The following is a 17,339-nucleotide window of genomic DNA, read 5'->3' as shown; positions in this document are numbered from 1 at the left end:
CTTTAAAGTTGCCCCGGTCAGCATTCTGCTGCTCGACCTGGCCGACAACCTCGATGACAGGCCAAGGCATCTGGCGATGGCGATCTATCAGATGAGTGAGATGGGGTTATTGCTGGCGGAAGAGGCGCTGGATCAGGAGCGGGCGATCGCGGTGGCCTGGTTTTGGATCACGGGCGCCTTTGAAGACGCCATCGCCAGCAAGCCCGCTCCCACAGGGTCTGCGTCGACAGCAACATCCATGCACAATGCAAAACTGTGGGAGGCGGCTTGCCAGCGATGGCAACAGCGAGCGCCGCCGAAATCAAGCCGAAGCCGGCAACGGCTGAAAACTGAAATAACGCTGCAACGCCTGCACCAGTTCCCCATATTCCGGCGGCGGTCGCTGCACAACGAACCCGGCGTCGTAATGCAGCGGCGTGGCGTCTTCATGGCACCACACGCAATACGCGGTGAAGTCGATGACTTGCTGGCAGCCATCGCTGGCGGGGATTTTCAGATGCAACTGGAAATCCACGCCAACCATCATGGGCAAATGGCTGATCAGCATCAGCCCGTCTGCGGACACGTTGCCGAGAAAACCGATGGGCTTGTCGGTAACGCTATTGAACACTCTAAGGAAATACGGCAGCTGATGCCGTTCAATCCGGCGGTCGGTAAACATGCGCAGTTCGCCATGCAAGGCTCCGTCACAGAGCCGCACCTTTGCTTCGGAACGTGCCTGAGTCGCAGGCACGCTCTCCCCGCTTCCGGTGTGACGGTCGCTACGTCGCCGTCACCTGACCACTTGCCAGTCGCAGGTGTTGCTCCGGGTTTACAGATTCGGCTCTAAACCCGGGTTAATCGACTATAGCTCAGCTTGTACACACAGCCAGATTTTGTCTGACAACTTCCATTAAAAGCGGGTTGGCCGCACGGCGGGGGTGGCGACCGGGATCGGGTAATGGCCCAGGCTCTGCAAGGTTTCCAGGCGCGCGCGTGCGCGGTAGGCGTATTCGCTGTTGGGGTACGAGGCGATGATGAACTGATAGGTCTGCGCCGCGTCGACAAACATTTTCTGACGTTCCAGGCACTGGCCGCGCATCATCGACACTTCCGGCCACACGTACGGGCGGGCACGGCTGGCGCGTTCGACCTTGGACAGTTCAAGCATGACCTGCTCGCAATTGCCGCGATCATAGGCGCTGTAGGCGTTGTTCAAATGATGGTTCATCGACCAACGGGTACAGCCCGTGACGGCGAGGACGCTGAGGGCAAGGGCGGCAATGGGCAACAATCGCATGAGGGTTCTCCTGTCTTGTGCTCTGTATCGACCCCTGCTCGGAAATCTTCAGGCGCGTTTGTCCCAAAGTTGCCGAGTTCAATAAAGAAAAGATTAGAACGAAGCGCTTCGCAAAAAGTAGTGCAAACGAACAATGACTACACCCGTCGAGCATAGTAGCCTTCGCTAGCGCTTGAACTCAGGAGTCTTTGCATGTCCGTCCGTCGTACCAAAATCGTCGCTACCCTTGGCCCGGCCAGTAACTCGCCGGAAGTTCTCGAACAGCTGATTCTGGCTGGCCTGGACGTTGCCCGTCTGAACTTCTCCCACGGCACCCCCGACGAGCACAAGGCTCGCGCGAAACTGGTGCGTGACCTCGCTGCCAAGCACGGCCGCTTCGTCGCCCTGCTGGGTGACCTGCAAGGCCCGAAAATTCGTATCGCCAAATTCGCCAACAAAAAGATCGAGCTGAAGATCGGTGACAAGTTCACTTTCTCCACCAGCCATCCGTTGACCGAAGGCAACCAGCAAGTGGTCGGCATCGACTACCCGGATCTGGTCAAGGACTGCGGCGTGGGCGACGAGCTGCTGCTCGACGACGGCCGCGTGGTGATGCGCGTTGAAACCGCCACGGCCACCGAACTGCATTGCGTCGTGACCATCGGCGGCCCGCTGTCCGACCACAAAGGCATCAACCGTCGCGGTGGCGGCCTGACCGCTCCGGCCCTGACTGAAAAAGACAAGGCCGACATCAAGCTCGCCGCTGAAATGGAAGTCGACTACCTGGCGGTGTCCTTCCCGCGTGACGCCGCCGACATGAACTACGCCCGTCAACTGCGCGACGAAGCCGGCGGCACTGCCTGGCTGGTGGCGAAGATCGAACGCGCCGAAGCCGTGGCCGACGACGAAACCCTCGACGGCCTGATCAAGGCCTCCGACGCGGTGATGGTTGCCCGTGGTGACCTCGGTGTGGAAATCGGCGACGCCGAACTGGTGGGCATTCAGAAGAAAATCATTCTGCACGCACGCCGCCACAACAAGGCTGTGATCGTGGCGACCCAGATGATGGAGTCGATGATCCAGAACCCGATGCCGACCCGCGCCGAAGTGTCCGACGTGGCCAACGCCGTGCTCGACTACACCGACGCCGTGATGCTTTCGGCCGAATCCGCCGCTGGCCTGTACCCGCTGGAAGCCGTGCAAGCGATGGCGCGCATTTGCGTCGGCGCTGAGAAGCACCCGACCGGTAAAACCTCCAGCCACCGCATCGGCAAGGAATTCACCCGCTGCGACGAAAGCATTGCGCTGGCGACCATGTACACCGCCAACCATTTCCCGGGCGTCAAAGCGATCATCGCGCTGACCGAAAGTGGCTACACCCCGCTGATCATGTCGCGTATCCGTTCTTCGGTGCCGATCTACGCCTACTCGCCACACCGCGAGACTCAGGCGCGTGCGGCGATGTTCCGTGGCGTGTACACGATTCCGTTCGACCCAGCCTCGCTGGAACCGCACGAAGTCAGCCAGAAGGCCATCGACGAACTGGTCAAACGCGGCGTTGTGGAAAAAGGCGACTGGGTCATCCTGACCAAGGGCGACAGCTACCACACCACCGGCGGCACCAACGGCATGAAGATCCTGCACGTGGGCGACCCGCAGGTCTGAGTGACCGGATGCTGAAAAAAACCGCCATGTGAATGGCGGTTTTTTTTCGCCCCTGTAAAGGCCGACACTGCAATTATTCATGCGTCAACTGTCAGGTCTTACAGTAAGGAGCCTGCCAAGGTCGATGCCTGCATCCCATCAAGAACGAAAGAAGGCCTTGCCTTCCTGAAGCCAAACAGATGAGAGCCAGCGGCACCCCATCGAAAAAGCACTGTTTCGGATGGCGCTGAACGGTACTGCGGACGCTACCTTCGGCAACAATGGTTTAGTCATCGTCGATCTACCGGCCACCCGCTGCGCATCAACACCTGCAACTGACCGTCAACCCAATAACGATCAGGCTCAGGCATCAGTAATGCCCGATGGCAAAATCCTTTTGCTGCAGAACCTGGACAGCCCATTCGGCGTCATCACTGTGCTGAACAGCGATGGCTCGCCGGACAAGACTTTCAACAAAACGGGTTATCTGAGTGTTGGTGAAAAAAATGAATACTTTGCAATTCATCAATTGGCCTTGCAGCCCAATCAACGCGTTTTTGCCATCGGTGAAGCTTCTGCAAGCGTCAGAAAAGGATTGCTGATCAGTCGAGAGCCAAACGGCAAAGCCAATATTCAGTTCAACCGCACACAACCGCTCAAGACAGTGCTCGACTATGCAGAAACCGGGTGGCTTGCGGGCACAGCGCAGAGCGACGGAAAACTTCTCGTGGCAGGGAGAGCAGACTTGCCGATGGAGGCCACACGGAACGTTGTGATAGCTCGCTTGATCAGTGACGGCACACTCGACAGCTCATTCGGCAAAGGCTCCGGCTCCCTGCATTTCCCGCAGACCACGGGCTCATCACTCGCCATCGCGTTCATGCCTGACAACGTACTGTTTTTCAGTTGGACAACCGATACGAACATCAAAATCATGCGCGGCCTGCTTGGTTGAAGGTATGCAATCTCCTCTGACAACCTCTTCAACCATGGGTATCGATAGCGTCAGGATATGGGTCCACCTGACTTTCTGAAAAATAAGCCCCGCCATTTGAATGGCGGGACTTTTTGCGTCCGGGTCAGGCAGGTGTGGCGCCTGTGCCGGCCTCATCGCTGACACAGCAAGCGTAAATCACAGAGTGACATCCCCCGTCTACTGTCAGACCTGACAGTAGACGGGGGATGGTGAGGGGTAGCTACTTGAGTCGCCCCCTACTCAAGGACAGCCACATGAACCACTCAGATCGATCTGTGCAGGCCGCAGGGTCGCTTGATGAAAGTTTTGCAGATGCAGGTATTTTTCGTCTCGACCTCGCGCAATTGGGCTCTGAAACAACCATCCTCGGCGTCACCACAGCCCTGGAGCACCTGTATTTCACCGGTCAGATACGACGTGGTGTCACCCATTCGCCCTACCTGCTGGGGCGCTTGCTGGCTGACGGAACGCTGGACAACCGCTTTGGCACGAATGGCGTCGTGACCGGTTTTTTTGCCGGAACAAACGAGTCCCGGGGGAACGCCGTGAGCGTTCTCAGTGACGGCAAAATTCTCGTGACCGGGTCTGTAGGAGGCGCACGTGATCCGGCATTGGCCCGATACCTGCCCGACGGAACGCTGGACGTCGAATTTGGAATGGCGGGGCATGTCGTACTTCCGCGACCTCAAGAGCTCAATGCCCTGATGCTCATAGACGTGGGGGGAGGTAAAGATCAGAGCGTGCCGGCAAACGTCTTGCCCCTCGACAATGGAAAAATCCTGATCGTAAATTCTTACGTCATCACTCATCTGGCGGACACCCGCGCCTTTATTTTCCAGCTCAACAACGATGGCTCGCTGGACACTTCTTTCAATGACAAGGGGTATGTCCAGGTCATTTATCCGGGTGCCGATCCTGCTGACGTCAAAGTGCATGGCGGTTTGATCGATCAGGACGGCAACATTGTCGTCTGCGGCCAACTGGCGCCACGCTCAGGCACGTCGGCGCCTCTGTTCGCGCGCTACGGACTCAACGGCAGCCTCGATCAAGGCTTTGGCAATGGCGGGTTTGTCATTGTGCCAGTGTCGGAGTCCGCCAGACTGGTGGCCATTATTCAACAACCGAACAACCGTCTGCTGGGCATCGGCAGAACCGAAACGCCCCAAGGTCTCTTGATCGGTCTGGAACCGGATGGCAGCGCCAATCTCCAGTTCAATCGAGGTCAACCCTTGCTCACCCGATTGAATAATGAGCCCACCTACTGGGCCGGCGGACTCATGCAACCGGATGGCAAGATCGTTTTGATAGGCAAGCAACTGGATGACACAGCGCCAGCCGTCGTCGCAAGAATACTCAGTGACGGTTCGTTTGATACAACATTCGCGGGCGTCGGTTGGGTGGGTACGGACGTTGGCGGCAGAACAACTTTCTACGCTGTCACGCTACAGAAGGATGGAAAGATCGTAGTGGCAGGAACCGGGACTACCCCGCAGTTTCAAGGTCAGGTACTGCGCTTGCACGGACTTGGCTGATTGTTACTTCAAGCGAGCAGAAAGCAAAAGCCCCGGCCGATGAATGACGGGGCTTTTGCTTTCTGCATGCGGCGCTCGAAAGGCAGCGCCCCTTGACCGTGAGGCGCGGCACGCACAACGAACAAACCAGTGTCAACTGTCAGACCTGCCAGTAGACGCGGCAGGATGATGGGCAGCTACTAAAGCCGAAAACAATCCATTCAAGGAGCGTTACATGGCCACTCCAAGCCCATCAGTCCGACAAGCCGGTTCACTGGATGAAAGTTTTGGTGAGAAAGGCATTTGGCACCTGAACATCCCTAACCTGCGGTCGCAAACCACACTTTTAGACGTTACAGCGCAATCCCTTTCGACACTGGAACGCCTTTATTTTACTGGCGATGCTTTTCATGATTCCGGAGGGCACTACATATTGGGCCGCTTGTTGCCTGAAGGATCGCTGGATAAATCGTTTGGCGTGGATGGCATTGTCAGCGGTTCACTTGGCTCTGCACCGGTCTCCATCGGCAATTCCATCATCCTGCAGGCCGATGGCAAGATTCTACTGATTGGACTGTCAGGCAACGTCCCCGTACTGGCCCGTTTCTTCTGCGACGGCAAACTGGATCGCGAATTCGGCTCCAACGGTCTTGTGACTCTGCCAATACCCCAAGGCTTGCAGGCTCAGTTCCCCGGTCAATCGAAACGTCAGGATCAAGACTCTTCATACAGCGTAAGCGCATCGACTGAAGGCAAGATCCTGATCGTAAAAACCTTTAATAATGGCTTGTCCCCCAGCCCCCTCGCCTATTTGCTGAACATCGATGGCTCTCTGGACACTTCCTTCAATGGAAAAGGTTATGTCCAAGTGGTTCATCCGGAACATGACCCCAATGCCATAACAATGAACAGCGGATACATCGACGAAAAGGGCAGGATCATGGTCGGTGGCAATCTGTTGCTAGCTTCGGGTCGCTCAATGCCATTATTCGCGTGCTACACCCCTGACGGCCGGCCCGATCCCGCTTTTGGCAACGGCGGATTTGTCGTCCTTTCATCGCCGTCAACACAGTTCACGACCGTCAGAGAAGTGATTCGCCAGCCGAACAATCGGCTTCTGGCGTTAGGGTGGGCAGGCAGCGCTGAACAGGGCCTTTTGATCAGCCTCGAACCGGATGGTAAAGCCAATATTCAGTTCAACCGTGGACAACCTTTGCTGACCCAAGTGGATGGCCGCAACACCACATGGCGAAATGCAGTCATGCAACCTGACGGAAAAATCGTGCTGCTCGGCAATAACCACTGGCCAGGAGAAGATAACAACGTGATAGTGGCCAGACTTCTGAGCGATGCGAAAGACGATCTCTCTTTCAACGACCAAGGTTGGGTCATTACTTCACTAGGGGCGGTTAATCGTTTCGACGGCCTCACTCTGCAGGACGATGGAAAAATCGTGATCGCGGGCTTTCTGTCAACGTCGGTGACTCAGGGCGTGATCCTTCGTTTCCACGGGAAGAGTTGAAGCCGACACACAGTCTGTCTGCAATTCAATGTCGCCCCGTCATGTGAATGGCGGGGGGCTTTTGTCTTTCTGATCCCAGAGGGGTTTTGACTGATCAAATGCAATCGCGAGCCTGCTCACTACAGGGGAATGAATTTCAGATTTGGGAGGACGCTTGCTCCCGAAAGGCCGCTACCGTCAGCGAAAATTCAATGCCGCTTGATAAACCCGGTCAACGCCGCCAGCGCTTCGGGTGAGCGCAACCGCTGAGTAAACAGTGCGCCCTCCTCTTCGATCACTTGGCGGATCTGCTCGCGATCCGGCGCTTTCATCAATTGTTTGCTGATGCGCACCGCTTCGGGCGGTAATTCGTCGAAGCGCAGCGCCATCTCCCGCGCCTTGGCCAATGCCGCTTCGCCGCTGCCCAACGCTTCGCTGGCAATGCCCCAGGCCGCGGCCTGCTCACCGCTGAAACCTTCACCGAGCAACAACAACTCTGCTGCTTTGGCCTGGCCAAGCAAGCGCGGCAGGATCAGGCTGGAGCCGAACTCGGGGCATAACCCAAGGTTGACGAATGGCATGCACAACCGTGCATCGCGACTGACATAGACCAGATCGCAATGCAGCAACAGCGTGGTGCCGATGCCCACCGCTGCGCCGGCCACAGCCGCGATCACCGGTTTTCGGCATTCGAGCAGGCCCTGCATGAAGTGGAACACCGGGCTGTCGAGGTCACTGGGCGGTTGCTGGATGAAGTCGGCGATGTCATTGCCGGCCGTAAAGCATTCGCTGCTGCCGGTGATCAGTACGGCGTTGATGTCGGGGTCGCTGTCGGCCTGCTTCAACGCCTCGGCGAGACGGCTGTACATGGCGCGGGTCAGGGCGTTTTTCTTGTCCGGGCGATTGAGGCGCAGGGTCAGTAAACCGCGCTCGCGTTCCAGCAGGATGGCTTCGGTCATGGCGTGTCTCGCGTCTGATGGATCAGCGCTCAACCACGGCTGAGGAATACGTCGGCCAGCAGTTGATTGCGCGGCAATCCGGCCAGGTACAGACGCCGGGCGAAGGCGTCGACACTGGCCGTCGAGCCGCAGACTAAGGCCAGGGTTTGCCGGGAAACAAGGCGCAGTTGCGCCAAAGCGGCGGGCGCCTCGGCCGCCGTCCATAGCTCGACGGTCAGGTTTTCACGCTGGGTGGCCAGTGCGCCAAGGGGTTTGGCCAGATAATGCTCACTGGCGTCATGGGCCAGGTGAATGACGCGGATGGCGCCCTGGTGATCCTGACGCAGCGCTTCACGCAAGACACCGAACAACGGGCCGAGGCCTGTACCCGCCGCCAGCAGCCACAACGGTCGGGTATGCCAGTCGGCGTCGTATTGCAACGCACCACCGCGCAGTTCGCCGAGGCGGATCGGGTCGCCGATCTGCAGACAACGTGCCGCGTCGCTGAACTCCCCGGGCTGGCGGCAATCGAGGTGAAACTCCAGAAAACGGTCTTCTTCCGGCAGGCTGGCCAGCGAATACGGACGTGCGATGTGATTGATCCACAACACCAGATGTTGCCCGGCGCTGTAGCGCAGCGGGCGCTGCGGACTCAGGCGCAAACGCAGAACGCTGTCGCTCAGCCAGTCCAGCGCCTCGACAACTGCCGGGCGTCCGTCCGTCGCCGGATCGAAGGTGTGCACCTGCAAGTCTTCGACAACCTGGCACTGACAAGCCAGCCGCCAACCCTGCTGGCGCTGTTCGGCACTCAAGGCATCCGGGCGATTGTCGGCCGGCAGGCCTTGCACGCACTGCACCAGGCAGGCATGACAACGGCCGGCGCGGCAGCTATATGGCACCGGCACGCCGTTCTGATTGAGGGCATCGAGCAGGTTGCTACCCGCCGCTACCGACCAGTTCTGCTGACCCACACGAAGCTCAGGCATCTACGTTCTCCCAGGCTGCCGCACAGCGATTGCGCCCGTCACGCTTGGCTCGATAGAGCGCCTGGTCGGCGCGCTGCAAGGCGTCATCCAGATCATCGCCCAAGGTCAACAGGGTCATGCCGGCCGAGAGGCTGAGATCACGCACATTCACGCCGACCAATTCGACGTCGGTAAAGGCCACGCGCAGACGTTCGCAGCAGGCGGTCAGGCGTTCGGCGTCGCAGTCGGGCAGCAACACCACGAATTCCTCACCACCATAACGCGCCAATACGTCGCCGTCGCGCAGACACGCTTGGGCGACACCGGCAAAGGCCTGCAGCACCTGATCGCCGGCGGCGTGACCGTGCAGGTCGTTGATGCGCTTGAAATGGTCGAGGTCGATCAGCGCCAGGCCGTGCACCGCTTCGCTGTCCATCGCATTCAGTTCACGCGAGGCCAGACGCAAAAAGTGTCGACGATTGAACAGCCCGGTCAACTCGTCGGTGGCGACCAGGTCTTCGAGCTGGCGCATCATCCCGCGCAAGGTGTCCTGATGTGCCTGCAAGGCAAACCGGCGCTGGCGTATGCGTTGACGCGAAACCTGAACAAAGCGCGCATAAATCACCAGCCACGCCAGCACCATCGCCAGGATGCACACTTGCAGCACGGCGAGCGCTGGCTCCGGCAGGCGGAAGTGGTAACCGTCCCACAGGGTAATCGCGCAGAAACTGAAGAACACCAACAGAGCACAGCGGATGAACGCCCGTCGGCTCAGATGAAACAGACCGAACAGCAGGATCAGCACGTAGAACACCAAAAACGCGCCCCGGGCCTCGTCCAGGTGAGCGATCAGCCACGTCTGCCAGCCGAGCCCGAGCAGCACTTGCGCTTCGGTGAGGCTGGGGTCGGCAAAACGCATATTGCGTCCGCTCCAGAACAGGCCGAACAAAGTGGCTTGGCTGATCACCACCAGCACACTGCCGATGGTCACAGCACGCAGGGACTCGCCGAAATGACCGGTAAAAAACGCCAGCCACAGCAGCAGCAAAGCCAATCCATAGGTGGCTGCAGCGAGGGCGAAGCGTTTAAGCAAAAGACGTTGAATGGCGTTATGGGTCAATCGTTGACTCACCGTGCGTTTGGAGGCTGACCGAGTGTCCTACCCTACAGACCGGCTGCCACTTTAGTGGCGTAGTCGATAAATGACCATTGATTTTCGGGCCGGATAATTGGCGTCAAAAGCGTGGCCTCAAAAGCCCCTCACCGCCCTGGGAGACAGGGCCTGACTGAGGGGCAAGGATCTCGATTTGCCAATGCAATCCCCCCCACCCCATCAAGCCATTCGACCAACGAATGAATCCCGGCGCGTGTATGCCCCACCGAGGCGCGGTATACTGCCGCGCCTTTTTAGCGTCGCGCCAGCAGCCCCGGCGTGCCCGGCCCAAAGGGCCAGCTTCAAGTTGCAAGCTCAAGGCCGCAAGCTCAAACAGTCCACGTACTGCCTTTGACTTGCCGCTCGAAGCTCGAAGCTCAAAGCTGCCCTATTAAAATGTTCCCGTCTTTTAGAGGAGCGCGACTCATGACCGTGATCAAGCAAGACGACCTGATTCAGAGCGTTGCCGACGCCCTGCAGTTCATTTCCTATTACCACCCCGTGGATTTCATCCAGGCGATGCACGAAGCCTACCTGCGCGAAGAATCGCCAGCGGCCCGTGATTCGATGGCGCAGATCCTGATCAACTCGCGCATGTGCGCCACCGGCCACCGCCCGATCTGCCAGGACACCGGTATCGTCACCGTGTTCGTGCGCGTCGGCATGGACGTACGCTGGGATGGCGCCACCATGGGCCTGGACGACATGATCAACGAAGGCGTGCGTCGCGCCTACAACCTGCCGGAGAACGTCCTGCGTGCCTCGATCCTCGCCGACCCGGCGGGCGCTCGTAAAAATACCAAGGACAACACCCCGGCAGTCATCCACTACTCCATCGTCCCGGGTAACACCGTGGAAGTGGACGTGGCGGCCAAGGGCGGCGGTTCCGAGAACAAATCGAAAATGGCCATGCTCAACCCGTCCGACTCGATCGTCGACTGGGTCCTGAAGACCGTTCCGACCATGGGCGCTGGCTGGTGCCCACCGGGCATGCTCGGCATCGGCATCGGCGGCACCGCCGAGAAAGCCGCGGTCATGGCTAAAGAAGTGTTGATGGAATCCATCGACATCCACGAACTCAAGGCCCGTGGCCCACAGAACCGCATCGAAGAAATGCGTCTGGAACTGTTCGAGAAGGTCAACCAGTTGGGCATCGGCGCCCAGGGCCTCGGCGGCCTGACCACCGTGCTCGACGTGAAGATCATGGACTACCCGACCCACGCCGCCTCCCTGCCGGTGTGCATGATCCCGAACTGCGCTGCCACCCGTCACGCGCACTTCGTGCTCGACGGTTCCGGCCCGGCTTCGCTGGAAGCGCCACCGCTGGACGCCTACCCGGAAATCGTCTGGGAAGCCGGCCCGTCGGCCCGTCGCGTCAACCTCGACACCCTGACCCCGGAAGACGTGCAGAGCTGGAAGCCGGGCGAAACCGTGCTGCTCAACGGCAAAATGCTCACCGGTCGCGACGCCGCGCACAAGCGCATGGTCGAGATGCTCAACAAAGGTGAAACCCTGCCGGTCGATCTGAAAGGTCGCTTCATCTACTACGTCGGCCCGGTTGATCCGGTCGGTGACGAAGTGGTGGGCCCGGCAGGTCCGACCACCGCGACGCGGATGGACAAGTTCACCCGTCAGATCCTTGAGCAAACCGGTCTGCTGGGCATGATCGGCAAGTCCGAGCGCGGCCCGACTGCGATCGAGGCGATCAAGGACAACAAAGCCGTGTACCTGATGGCGGTCGGCGGCGCGGCTTACCTGGTGGCGCAAGCGATCAAAAAGTCCAAAGTGCTGGCGTTTGCCGAACTGGGCATGGAAGCGATCTACGAGTTCGAGGTCAAGGACATGCCGGTCACCGTTGCGGTGGACAGCAAAGGTGAGTCGGTGCACATCACCGGCCCTGCGATCTGGCAACAGAAGATCAGCCAAAGCCTGGCGGTAGAAGTGCAGTAAGCGCTTCGCCTCCATGAAAACGGCCGGTTCATCCCATGGATGATCCGGCCGTTTTTTGTTTGTACAAACCGAACGCGATAGAAACTCCGTCAATGCATACAAAATGATCTTGCGCACCTGTCAGATCTGACAGGTTCATTTCAATGCCTTTCTTGTTAGCGTCAGCCCATTCACGCCCACCCCGTGCGCAATGGATTCGACCATGCCTGATCAGCAAGAATTGAGCATCACCACACCCTCCATCGCCAAAAGCGCATCGATCGCCACCATCGGCAAAAGTTGGGGCGCTGTGGGCCCGACCGGAGCCGCCTCGTTCGAGTTGCCGATTCCAACGTCTGCCGGGCGGGGCTGGGATCCTCAGTTCTCGCTGAGTTACAGCAGTCAGAGTGGCAACGGTCCATTCGGCCTTTCCTGGCAGCTGGCCGGCGTGGGTCAGATCAATCGCAGAACCAACAAAGGCGTGCCACGTTATACCGATCACGACGAGATCGTTGGTACCGATGGCGAAGTGTGGATGCCGGAGCTGGATGAAAACGGTGAAATCAAATTCCGTGAAGAAAACACCTACAACGGCGTCGACATCGGCCCGTACAGAGTGGTGCGTTACTGGCCGCAAATCGAAAGCGACTTTGCCTTGCGCGAGCGTTGGCAGCGGCAGACCCGAGAAGCCGATCCACCGGTTTTCTGGCTGATACACGGCGCCGACGGCTCACTGCACCTTTACGGCAAGACCGAAGCGACACGCGTCGCCGACCCCGACGCTCCCGGACGCATCGCCGCTTGGCTGCTGTGCGAAAGCATGAACGCACGTGGTGAACACATCTGTTTCGAGTACAAGGCCGATGATCAGGATCCCGACCCGCTGCATGACTACCGCGCCCAGCGCTATCTGCGCCGCGTGTGCTACGGCAACTTCACGGCCAGCAGCAATCTGTATAGCTGGACCACGGACAATCCGACCGAACTGGACTGGCACTTTCATCTGCTGTTCGATTACGGCGAACGCAGCACATCACTGACCGATATTCCTGCTTACGACGGTGACACCCTGAAACCCTGGACAGTCCGCCCCGACCGTTTTTCAACCCATGGTCGGGGCTTTGAACTGGGCACGCGCAGACTGTGCCAGCAAGCGTTGCTGTTTCATCAGTTCTCCAAGGAAAAAACCGAGCAACCGAAACTGGTACGCCGCCTGCTGTTGGAATATCACCAACCGCAAAATATCGCGCAGTGGGCCTACAGCCAGATCAGCGCGGCGCACTATCAGGCATTCGATGCGAGCGGCATTGTCGAAAACACGCCGCCGGTCGAGTTCGACTATGCCCCCTTCGACATCAATAAAACCCCGGCGCGCTTCTTCGAAACCGATGTCCAGCCGAGTATCGAGGACGGTGGTTTTTACCAGTGTGTGGATCTTTATGGCGAAGGTGTGCCGGGTTTCCTCTGCCGTTATGACCAGGCCTGGTACTACCGCGAACCATTGCGTGCGACCAAGGGCACCGATGAAATCGGCTATGGGCCATGGACCGCACTGGAAAAGATTCCGCTCGCCGATCGCAACCGTCCGGTCCAGCAACTGCTGACCGACCTGACCGGTGACGGTCGGCTCGATTGGGTCATCGCGCAACCGGGTATCAGTGGTTTTCGCACCCTGACAGAACAACGCGAGTTTGCCGACTTCGTCCCCTTCGGCAAATTCCCACCAGAGTTTTTCAACACGCTCTCGACACTTGGCGACTTGAGCGGTGACGGCTTGAGTAGCCTGGCGTTGATCGGGCCCAGCTCCGTGCGGTTGTATGCCAACGAGCGCGAACAAGGCTTCGCCGCGCCTGAAGAGGTGCTTCACCAACCCGACGACGACCGCTTGCCACTGTTCAGCAATTCGCGCACAGAACTGGTGCTGTTGGGCAACCTGCTGGGTAGCGATATGCTCGAGCTGTGCCGGATACGCCATGACGAAATCCGCTGCTGGCCGAACCTGGGTCACGGCCGGTTTGGCACAGGCCGCAAGATCAGCGCGTTGCCTTTCAGCTACGAGCAATTCGATTCATCCCGCGTACGTCTGGCCGATCTCGACGGTTCCGGTGCCGCATCGCTGATTTATCTGATGTCGGATACCTTCGAGATCTACCTGAATCGCGGCGGCAACGGCCTGGAGCAAATACCGATCAGCGTGCCGTGGCCCGACGGCGTGCGCTACGATCGCCTCTGTCAGGTGAGTTTCGCCGATCTGCAAGGCCTGGGCTGCGCCAGCCTGATCCTGACGGTGACGCACATGCAGCCGCAGCATTGGCGCTACGATTTCGTTTCGGCCAAGCCGTATCTGTTGACCAGCAGTAACAACAACATGGGTTGCAGTGCCAGCGTGGTCTACCGCAGCTCGGCGCAGGAATGGCTGGATGAAAAACGCCGCTTGCCCAGCCTTAGACGTTTTCCGGCTTGCCACTTGCCGTTTCCGGTGGCAGTGGTCAAAAAGCAGCAGCAACTGGATGAAATCACCGGCAACTGCCTGACGCAGCGCTTCACCTGGTGCGAAGGTTTTTACGACCGCGTTGAGCGCGAGTTCCGCGGTTTCGGCTTGCTGCAGCAAACCGACAGTGAGAGCGCCAGCAACGATGAGGGAGAAGGCTTCAGCGAGCCGATGCGGGTCTTCACCTGGTTTCATACCGGGCAATCGATGAACCGGTCGCGTGACGACTATTTCAATCACGACGCACATTCGGTGCCACTGGGCGATACGCTGTTCAGCCGATATCACGAGGCGGACGACTGCGAGGAACAGCTGGATTCTTCTGACGCCGACACTCGCTACCAGATCTGCCGGGCACTGGTCGGCTCGGTCACGCGCATCGAGACCTATGCCGATACTGGCGAGGATGTTCCGCGGATCACCACGCCTTATACGGTCGAAGAAATGCGTTATCGGGTGCGTCAAGTGCGCGAGCAAGGCGCCTATGCCGCCGCAGTCTTGCTGCCGCTGGTGGTGGAAAGGATCAGCTACCAGTACGACGGTTTCGTCGATGACCCCATGTGTCGCAACGATGTGGTCCTGCGCTACAACACTTACGGCCAACCGACGCATTCAATCACAGTGAGCTACGCCAGGCGGCTCACCGAAACCGATACGCCACCGTTCGACGATCTTGATCAACAGCAGTGGTGGTACGACGCCCATGACCCGGCACAACGGTCGTTCTACCTCAATGAAAGCCGTTCTGTGTTCATCGATCTGGACAAGGATCCGCAGCATTGGCGTCTTGGTTTGCCCTATCAACAGCGTGGCAATGCATTGGTCTTGTCGTCCAATGGCACACTTCCCACCGGGCTTACACCTGCGCAGGTGTCCTATGAATGCCTGATGGAACATGAGGATTCGGCGTACTGGAATACCGAACGGGTGCTGACCACACAGTCCGTGCAGCGTTACGTGAGTACCGATGGCAAGTTGCTGGACGATGGCATTGCCGGATTCGAGGCATTGACCGGCCCCATGGAAGTGGCCCAACTGGACAAAGCCGCGCTGGACGCTTACAGCGTTTTAGCGGATTTTGACGTACGCGGCGAACTGGAAAAGATCGGTTACCTGCCGATGCCTTTTCTGTTCTGGGAGGACTCCTCGGGCAGCGCCGAGCACAATCTGTGGTCGGCAAATTACAACTGCGCCGAATACGCCGGCCTCGACGGTTTCTACAAGGTGCGCCGCTATCGCGAAACCCTCAGCCATGGCTTCACTCACGCCGTATACGACGCGTATGCGCTGGCTGTCACCCTCGTGGAACTGCCGGATGGCTGTACCACCTGCATCGAGTACGACTACCACGCGCTGCAAGCGCTGAAAATCATCGATGCCAACCTGAACACTCATCAGGCGTTGTATGAACCTTCCAATCAGCCCCTGGCCACCAGTTTTTATGGCTCAGAGAACAACAGGGAAGCGGGTTTCAGGCCACTGAGCGAATATAAACTTCCGCAGGACCGGAGCCCGGCTACGGCAATTGCCAACCCGACCGATGCCGTGCAAAAAGCCGCGAGTACCCTGCGCAAGGATCTGTTCAGCTGGATGGGGCAAATTGCCAACCACACCCACGCCACTACGACATGGATTGCCCGGGGTTATCTGCTGCCCAGCGGCCACATCAGGGCCAGTACACGCCGCCAACTGACCCGGCGCAGCGGCGCCTTGACGCCTGATGAACAGGCGCTGCAAGACGCCATCGCAACAGTGCATCGCGAACCAGTGCACAGCGTGATCCTCAGTGCCGACCGTTACCCCGACGATCCGCTGGCGCAGATCCAGATCACCAAAGCCTGCGTCGACGGTTTTGGCCGGGCTCTGCAAACCCAGCAATTGGTCGACCCGGGCAAGGCGTATGCCGTGGACGACGACGGCTCGCTGATTATCGAGGATGGTCAGATCAAAGTGGTCGATGCCAACCCGCGCTGGCGCATCAGCGAGCGGGTCGAATACAACAACAAAGGCTTGCCCGTTCGTCAGTACCGCGCGTTTTTCGCCAACACCTATACCTACGTCAACGATCAGTCCCTACGCACACTGAGCCATCACGATCAGCTTCGCTATGACGTCAAGGGCCGCCAGGTCGGAATGGTCAATGCCAAGGGCGACTTTTCCCGAGAGACGTACCACCCTTGGTATCACACCAGCGAAGACTTCAACGACACCGCCGAGCTGTCATCGCCAACCAAGGCATCGCAGCCATGATTGCCAACGTGCATCGCCGTACACCTGCACTGGCGGTAAGCGATGCGCGTGGTTTGCCAGTGCGGCAGGTCGGGTACTTGCGCAGTGTGACGGCCGACAGCCCCGTAGCGCTGGTAACCCGTCGGCAGCATGACTACGCCGGGCGTCTGGTCGAGCAATGGGATCCGCGCTTGTCGGCACCCTGCCTGACCACGGTTTACAACCTGGACGGCACGGTATTGAAATCCGACAGCGTCGACGCCGGCTGGCGCCTGACCCTGCCGGGTCTGGCCGGCGAGCCGTTGCGGCGCTGGGATCAGCGCGGTAGCCATTGGCAGACGATCTTCGATGAGCAACTGCGGGTGGTCGCGGTCGAGGAAAATGGCCAACCCGATGTCGACGTTTTTACTTACGCCGACGCCTCGGCCGAAGCCGGATACAACCGTCGCGGCCAGTTGCTGGAACAGAAAGACCGTTCCGGTTCGCTGCTCACGGACAGTTATTCCCTGACCGGCCAGCCGCTGCGGGAAACCCGCACGTTCCACGACGGTGAGCCGTTCACCACTCACCATGTGTTCAGCTCGCTCGGCGCGCTGCTCGAGCAGACCGACGCCGGTGGCCATCGGCGACGCTCGCGCTACGGCCTGGCCGGGCACCTTCGGCAGGTACAACTGTTGATCAGCGGCCAGAGCCAATGGCAGCCCGTGTTGCTTGATGCGCAGTACAACGCCGCCGACCAGATCA

11 protein-coding genes and 2 pseudogenes are annotated in these 17,339 nt (G+C 59.0%); 8 read left to right on the top strand and 5 right to left on the bottom strand.

Going from position 1 to position 17,339, the window contains the following annotated elements:
• Positions 1–16 precede the first annotated feature (16 nt).
• Positions 17–154, top strand: a pseudogene (locus tag AACY18_RS14660) (DUF6124 family protein); the annotation flags it as partial.
• A gap of 147 nt (positions 155–301) precedes the next feature.
• Here AACY18_RS14660 and AACY18_RS14655 read toward each other — a convergent pair.
• Entirely contained in the window at positions 302–661 is a 360-nt protein-coding gene (locus AACY18_RS14655; RefSeq protein ID WP_339431007.1) for a PilZ domain-containing protein, read from the bottom strand.
• 231 nt (positions 662–892) lie between these two features.
• The gene (locus tag AACY18_RS14650) at positions 893–1,279 is read right to left on the bottom strand and encodes a tetratricopeptide repeat protein (protein WP_339431008.1); all 387 of its coding nucleotides are present in this window, start codon (positions 1,277–1,279) and stop codon (positions 893–895) included.
• 192 nt (positions 1,280–1,471) lie between these two features.
• Between AACY18_RS14650 and pyk the strand changes: the two genes are divergently transcribed.
• The 4 genes from pyk (at position 1,472) to AACY18_RS14630 (ending at position 6,911) form a co-directional block, all read left to right on the top strand.
• A complete protein-coding gene (gene pyk / locus AACY18_RS14645) occupies positions 1,472–2,923 on the top strand; it encodes a pyruvate kinase (RefSeq protein WP_339431009.1) in 1,452 nt (483 codons plus the stop codon).
• A gap of 199 nt (positions 2,924–3,122) precedes the next feature.
• A complete protein-coding gene (locus AACY18_RS14640) occupies positions 3,123–3,857 on the top strand; it encodes a hypothetical protein (RefSeq protein WP_339465266.1) in 735 nt (244 codons plus the stop codon).
• Positions 3,858–4,132: 275 nt separating this feature from the next.
• On the top strand, positions 4,133–5,410 hold the full coding sequence (locus AACY18_RS14635; protein WP_339465231.1) for a delta-60 repeat domain-containing protein: 1,278 nt from the start codon (positions 4,133–4,135) through the stop codon (positions 5,408–5,410).
• Between the two features lie 214 nt (positions 5,411–5,624).
• Complete coding sequence (locus tag AACY18_RS14630; protein ID WP_339465229.1) at positions 5,625–6,911, top strand: hypothetical protein; 1,287 nt, start codon at positions 5,625–5,627, stop codon at positions 6,909–6,911.
• Between the two features lie 188 nt (positions 6,912–7,099).
• Here the strand turns inward: AACY18_RS14630 and AACY18_RS14625 are convergent, their stop codons facing one another.
• From AACY18_RS14625 to AACY18_RS14615, 3 genes are read right to left on the bottom strand one after another with little or no spacing between them, the layout of a single operon-like run.
• A complete protein-coding gene (locus AACY18_RS14625; RefSeq protein ID WP_339465227.1) occupies positions 7,100–7,849 on the bottom strand; it encodes an enoyl-CoA hydratase-related protein in 750 nt (249 codons plus the stop codon).
• 29 nt (positions 7,850–7,878) lie between these two features.
• Positions 7,879–8,814, bottom strand: a complete 936-nt coding sequence (locus tag AACY18_RS14620; protein WP_339434287.1) for an iron-sulfur-binding ferredoxin reductase — start codon at positions 8,812–8,814, stop codon at positions 7,879–7,881.
• The gene (locus AACY18_RS14615; RefSeq protein WP_339434288.1) at positions 8,807–9,913 is read right to left on the bottom strand and encodes a GGDEF domain-containing protein; all 1,107 of its coding nucleotides are present in this window, start codon (positions 9,911–9,913) and stop codon (positions 8,807–8,809) included. The genes AACY18_RS14620 and AACY18_RS14615 overlap by 8 nt, the downstream gene beginning before the upstream one ends.
• Before the next feature lie 459 nt (positions 9,914–10,372).
• Here AACY18_RS14615 and AACY18_RS14610 point away from each other — a divergent pair, with 459 nt between their 5' ends.
• From AACY18_RS14610 to AACY18_RS14600, 3 genes and pseudogenes are all read left to right on the top strand, one after another.
• Entirely contained in the window at positions 10,373–11,896 is a 1,524-nt protein-coding gene (locus AACY18_RS14610) for a fumarate hydratase (RefSeq protein ID WP_221730643.1), read from the top strand.
• A gap of 202 nt (positions 11,897–12,098) precedes the next feature.
• Positions 12,099–16,616 carry a SpvB/TcaC N-terminal domain-containing protein gene (locus tag AACY18_RS14605; protein WP_339465225.1) on the top strand — a complete coding sequence of 1,506 codons (4,518 nt, stop codon included), beginning with the start codon at positions 12,099–12,101 and terminating at the stop codon, positions 16,614–16,616.
• Positions 16,613–17,339 (top strand): annotated as a pseudogene (locus AACY18_RS14600) (toxin); the annotation flags it as partial. The gene AACY18_RS14605 and the pseudogene AACY18_RS14600, both read left to right, overlap by 4 nt.

Source organism: Pseudomonas sp. EA_65y_Pfl2_P74, assembly GCF_963970575.1.
GTDB lineage: Bacteria > Pseudomonadota > Gammaproteobacteria > Pseudomonadales > Pseudomonadaceae > Aquipseudomonas > Aquipseudomonas baetica_A.
The sequence above is the reverse complement of the archived record's forward strand: the minus strand, read 5'-3'. Positions and strand labels throughout refer to the sequence as shown.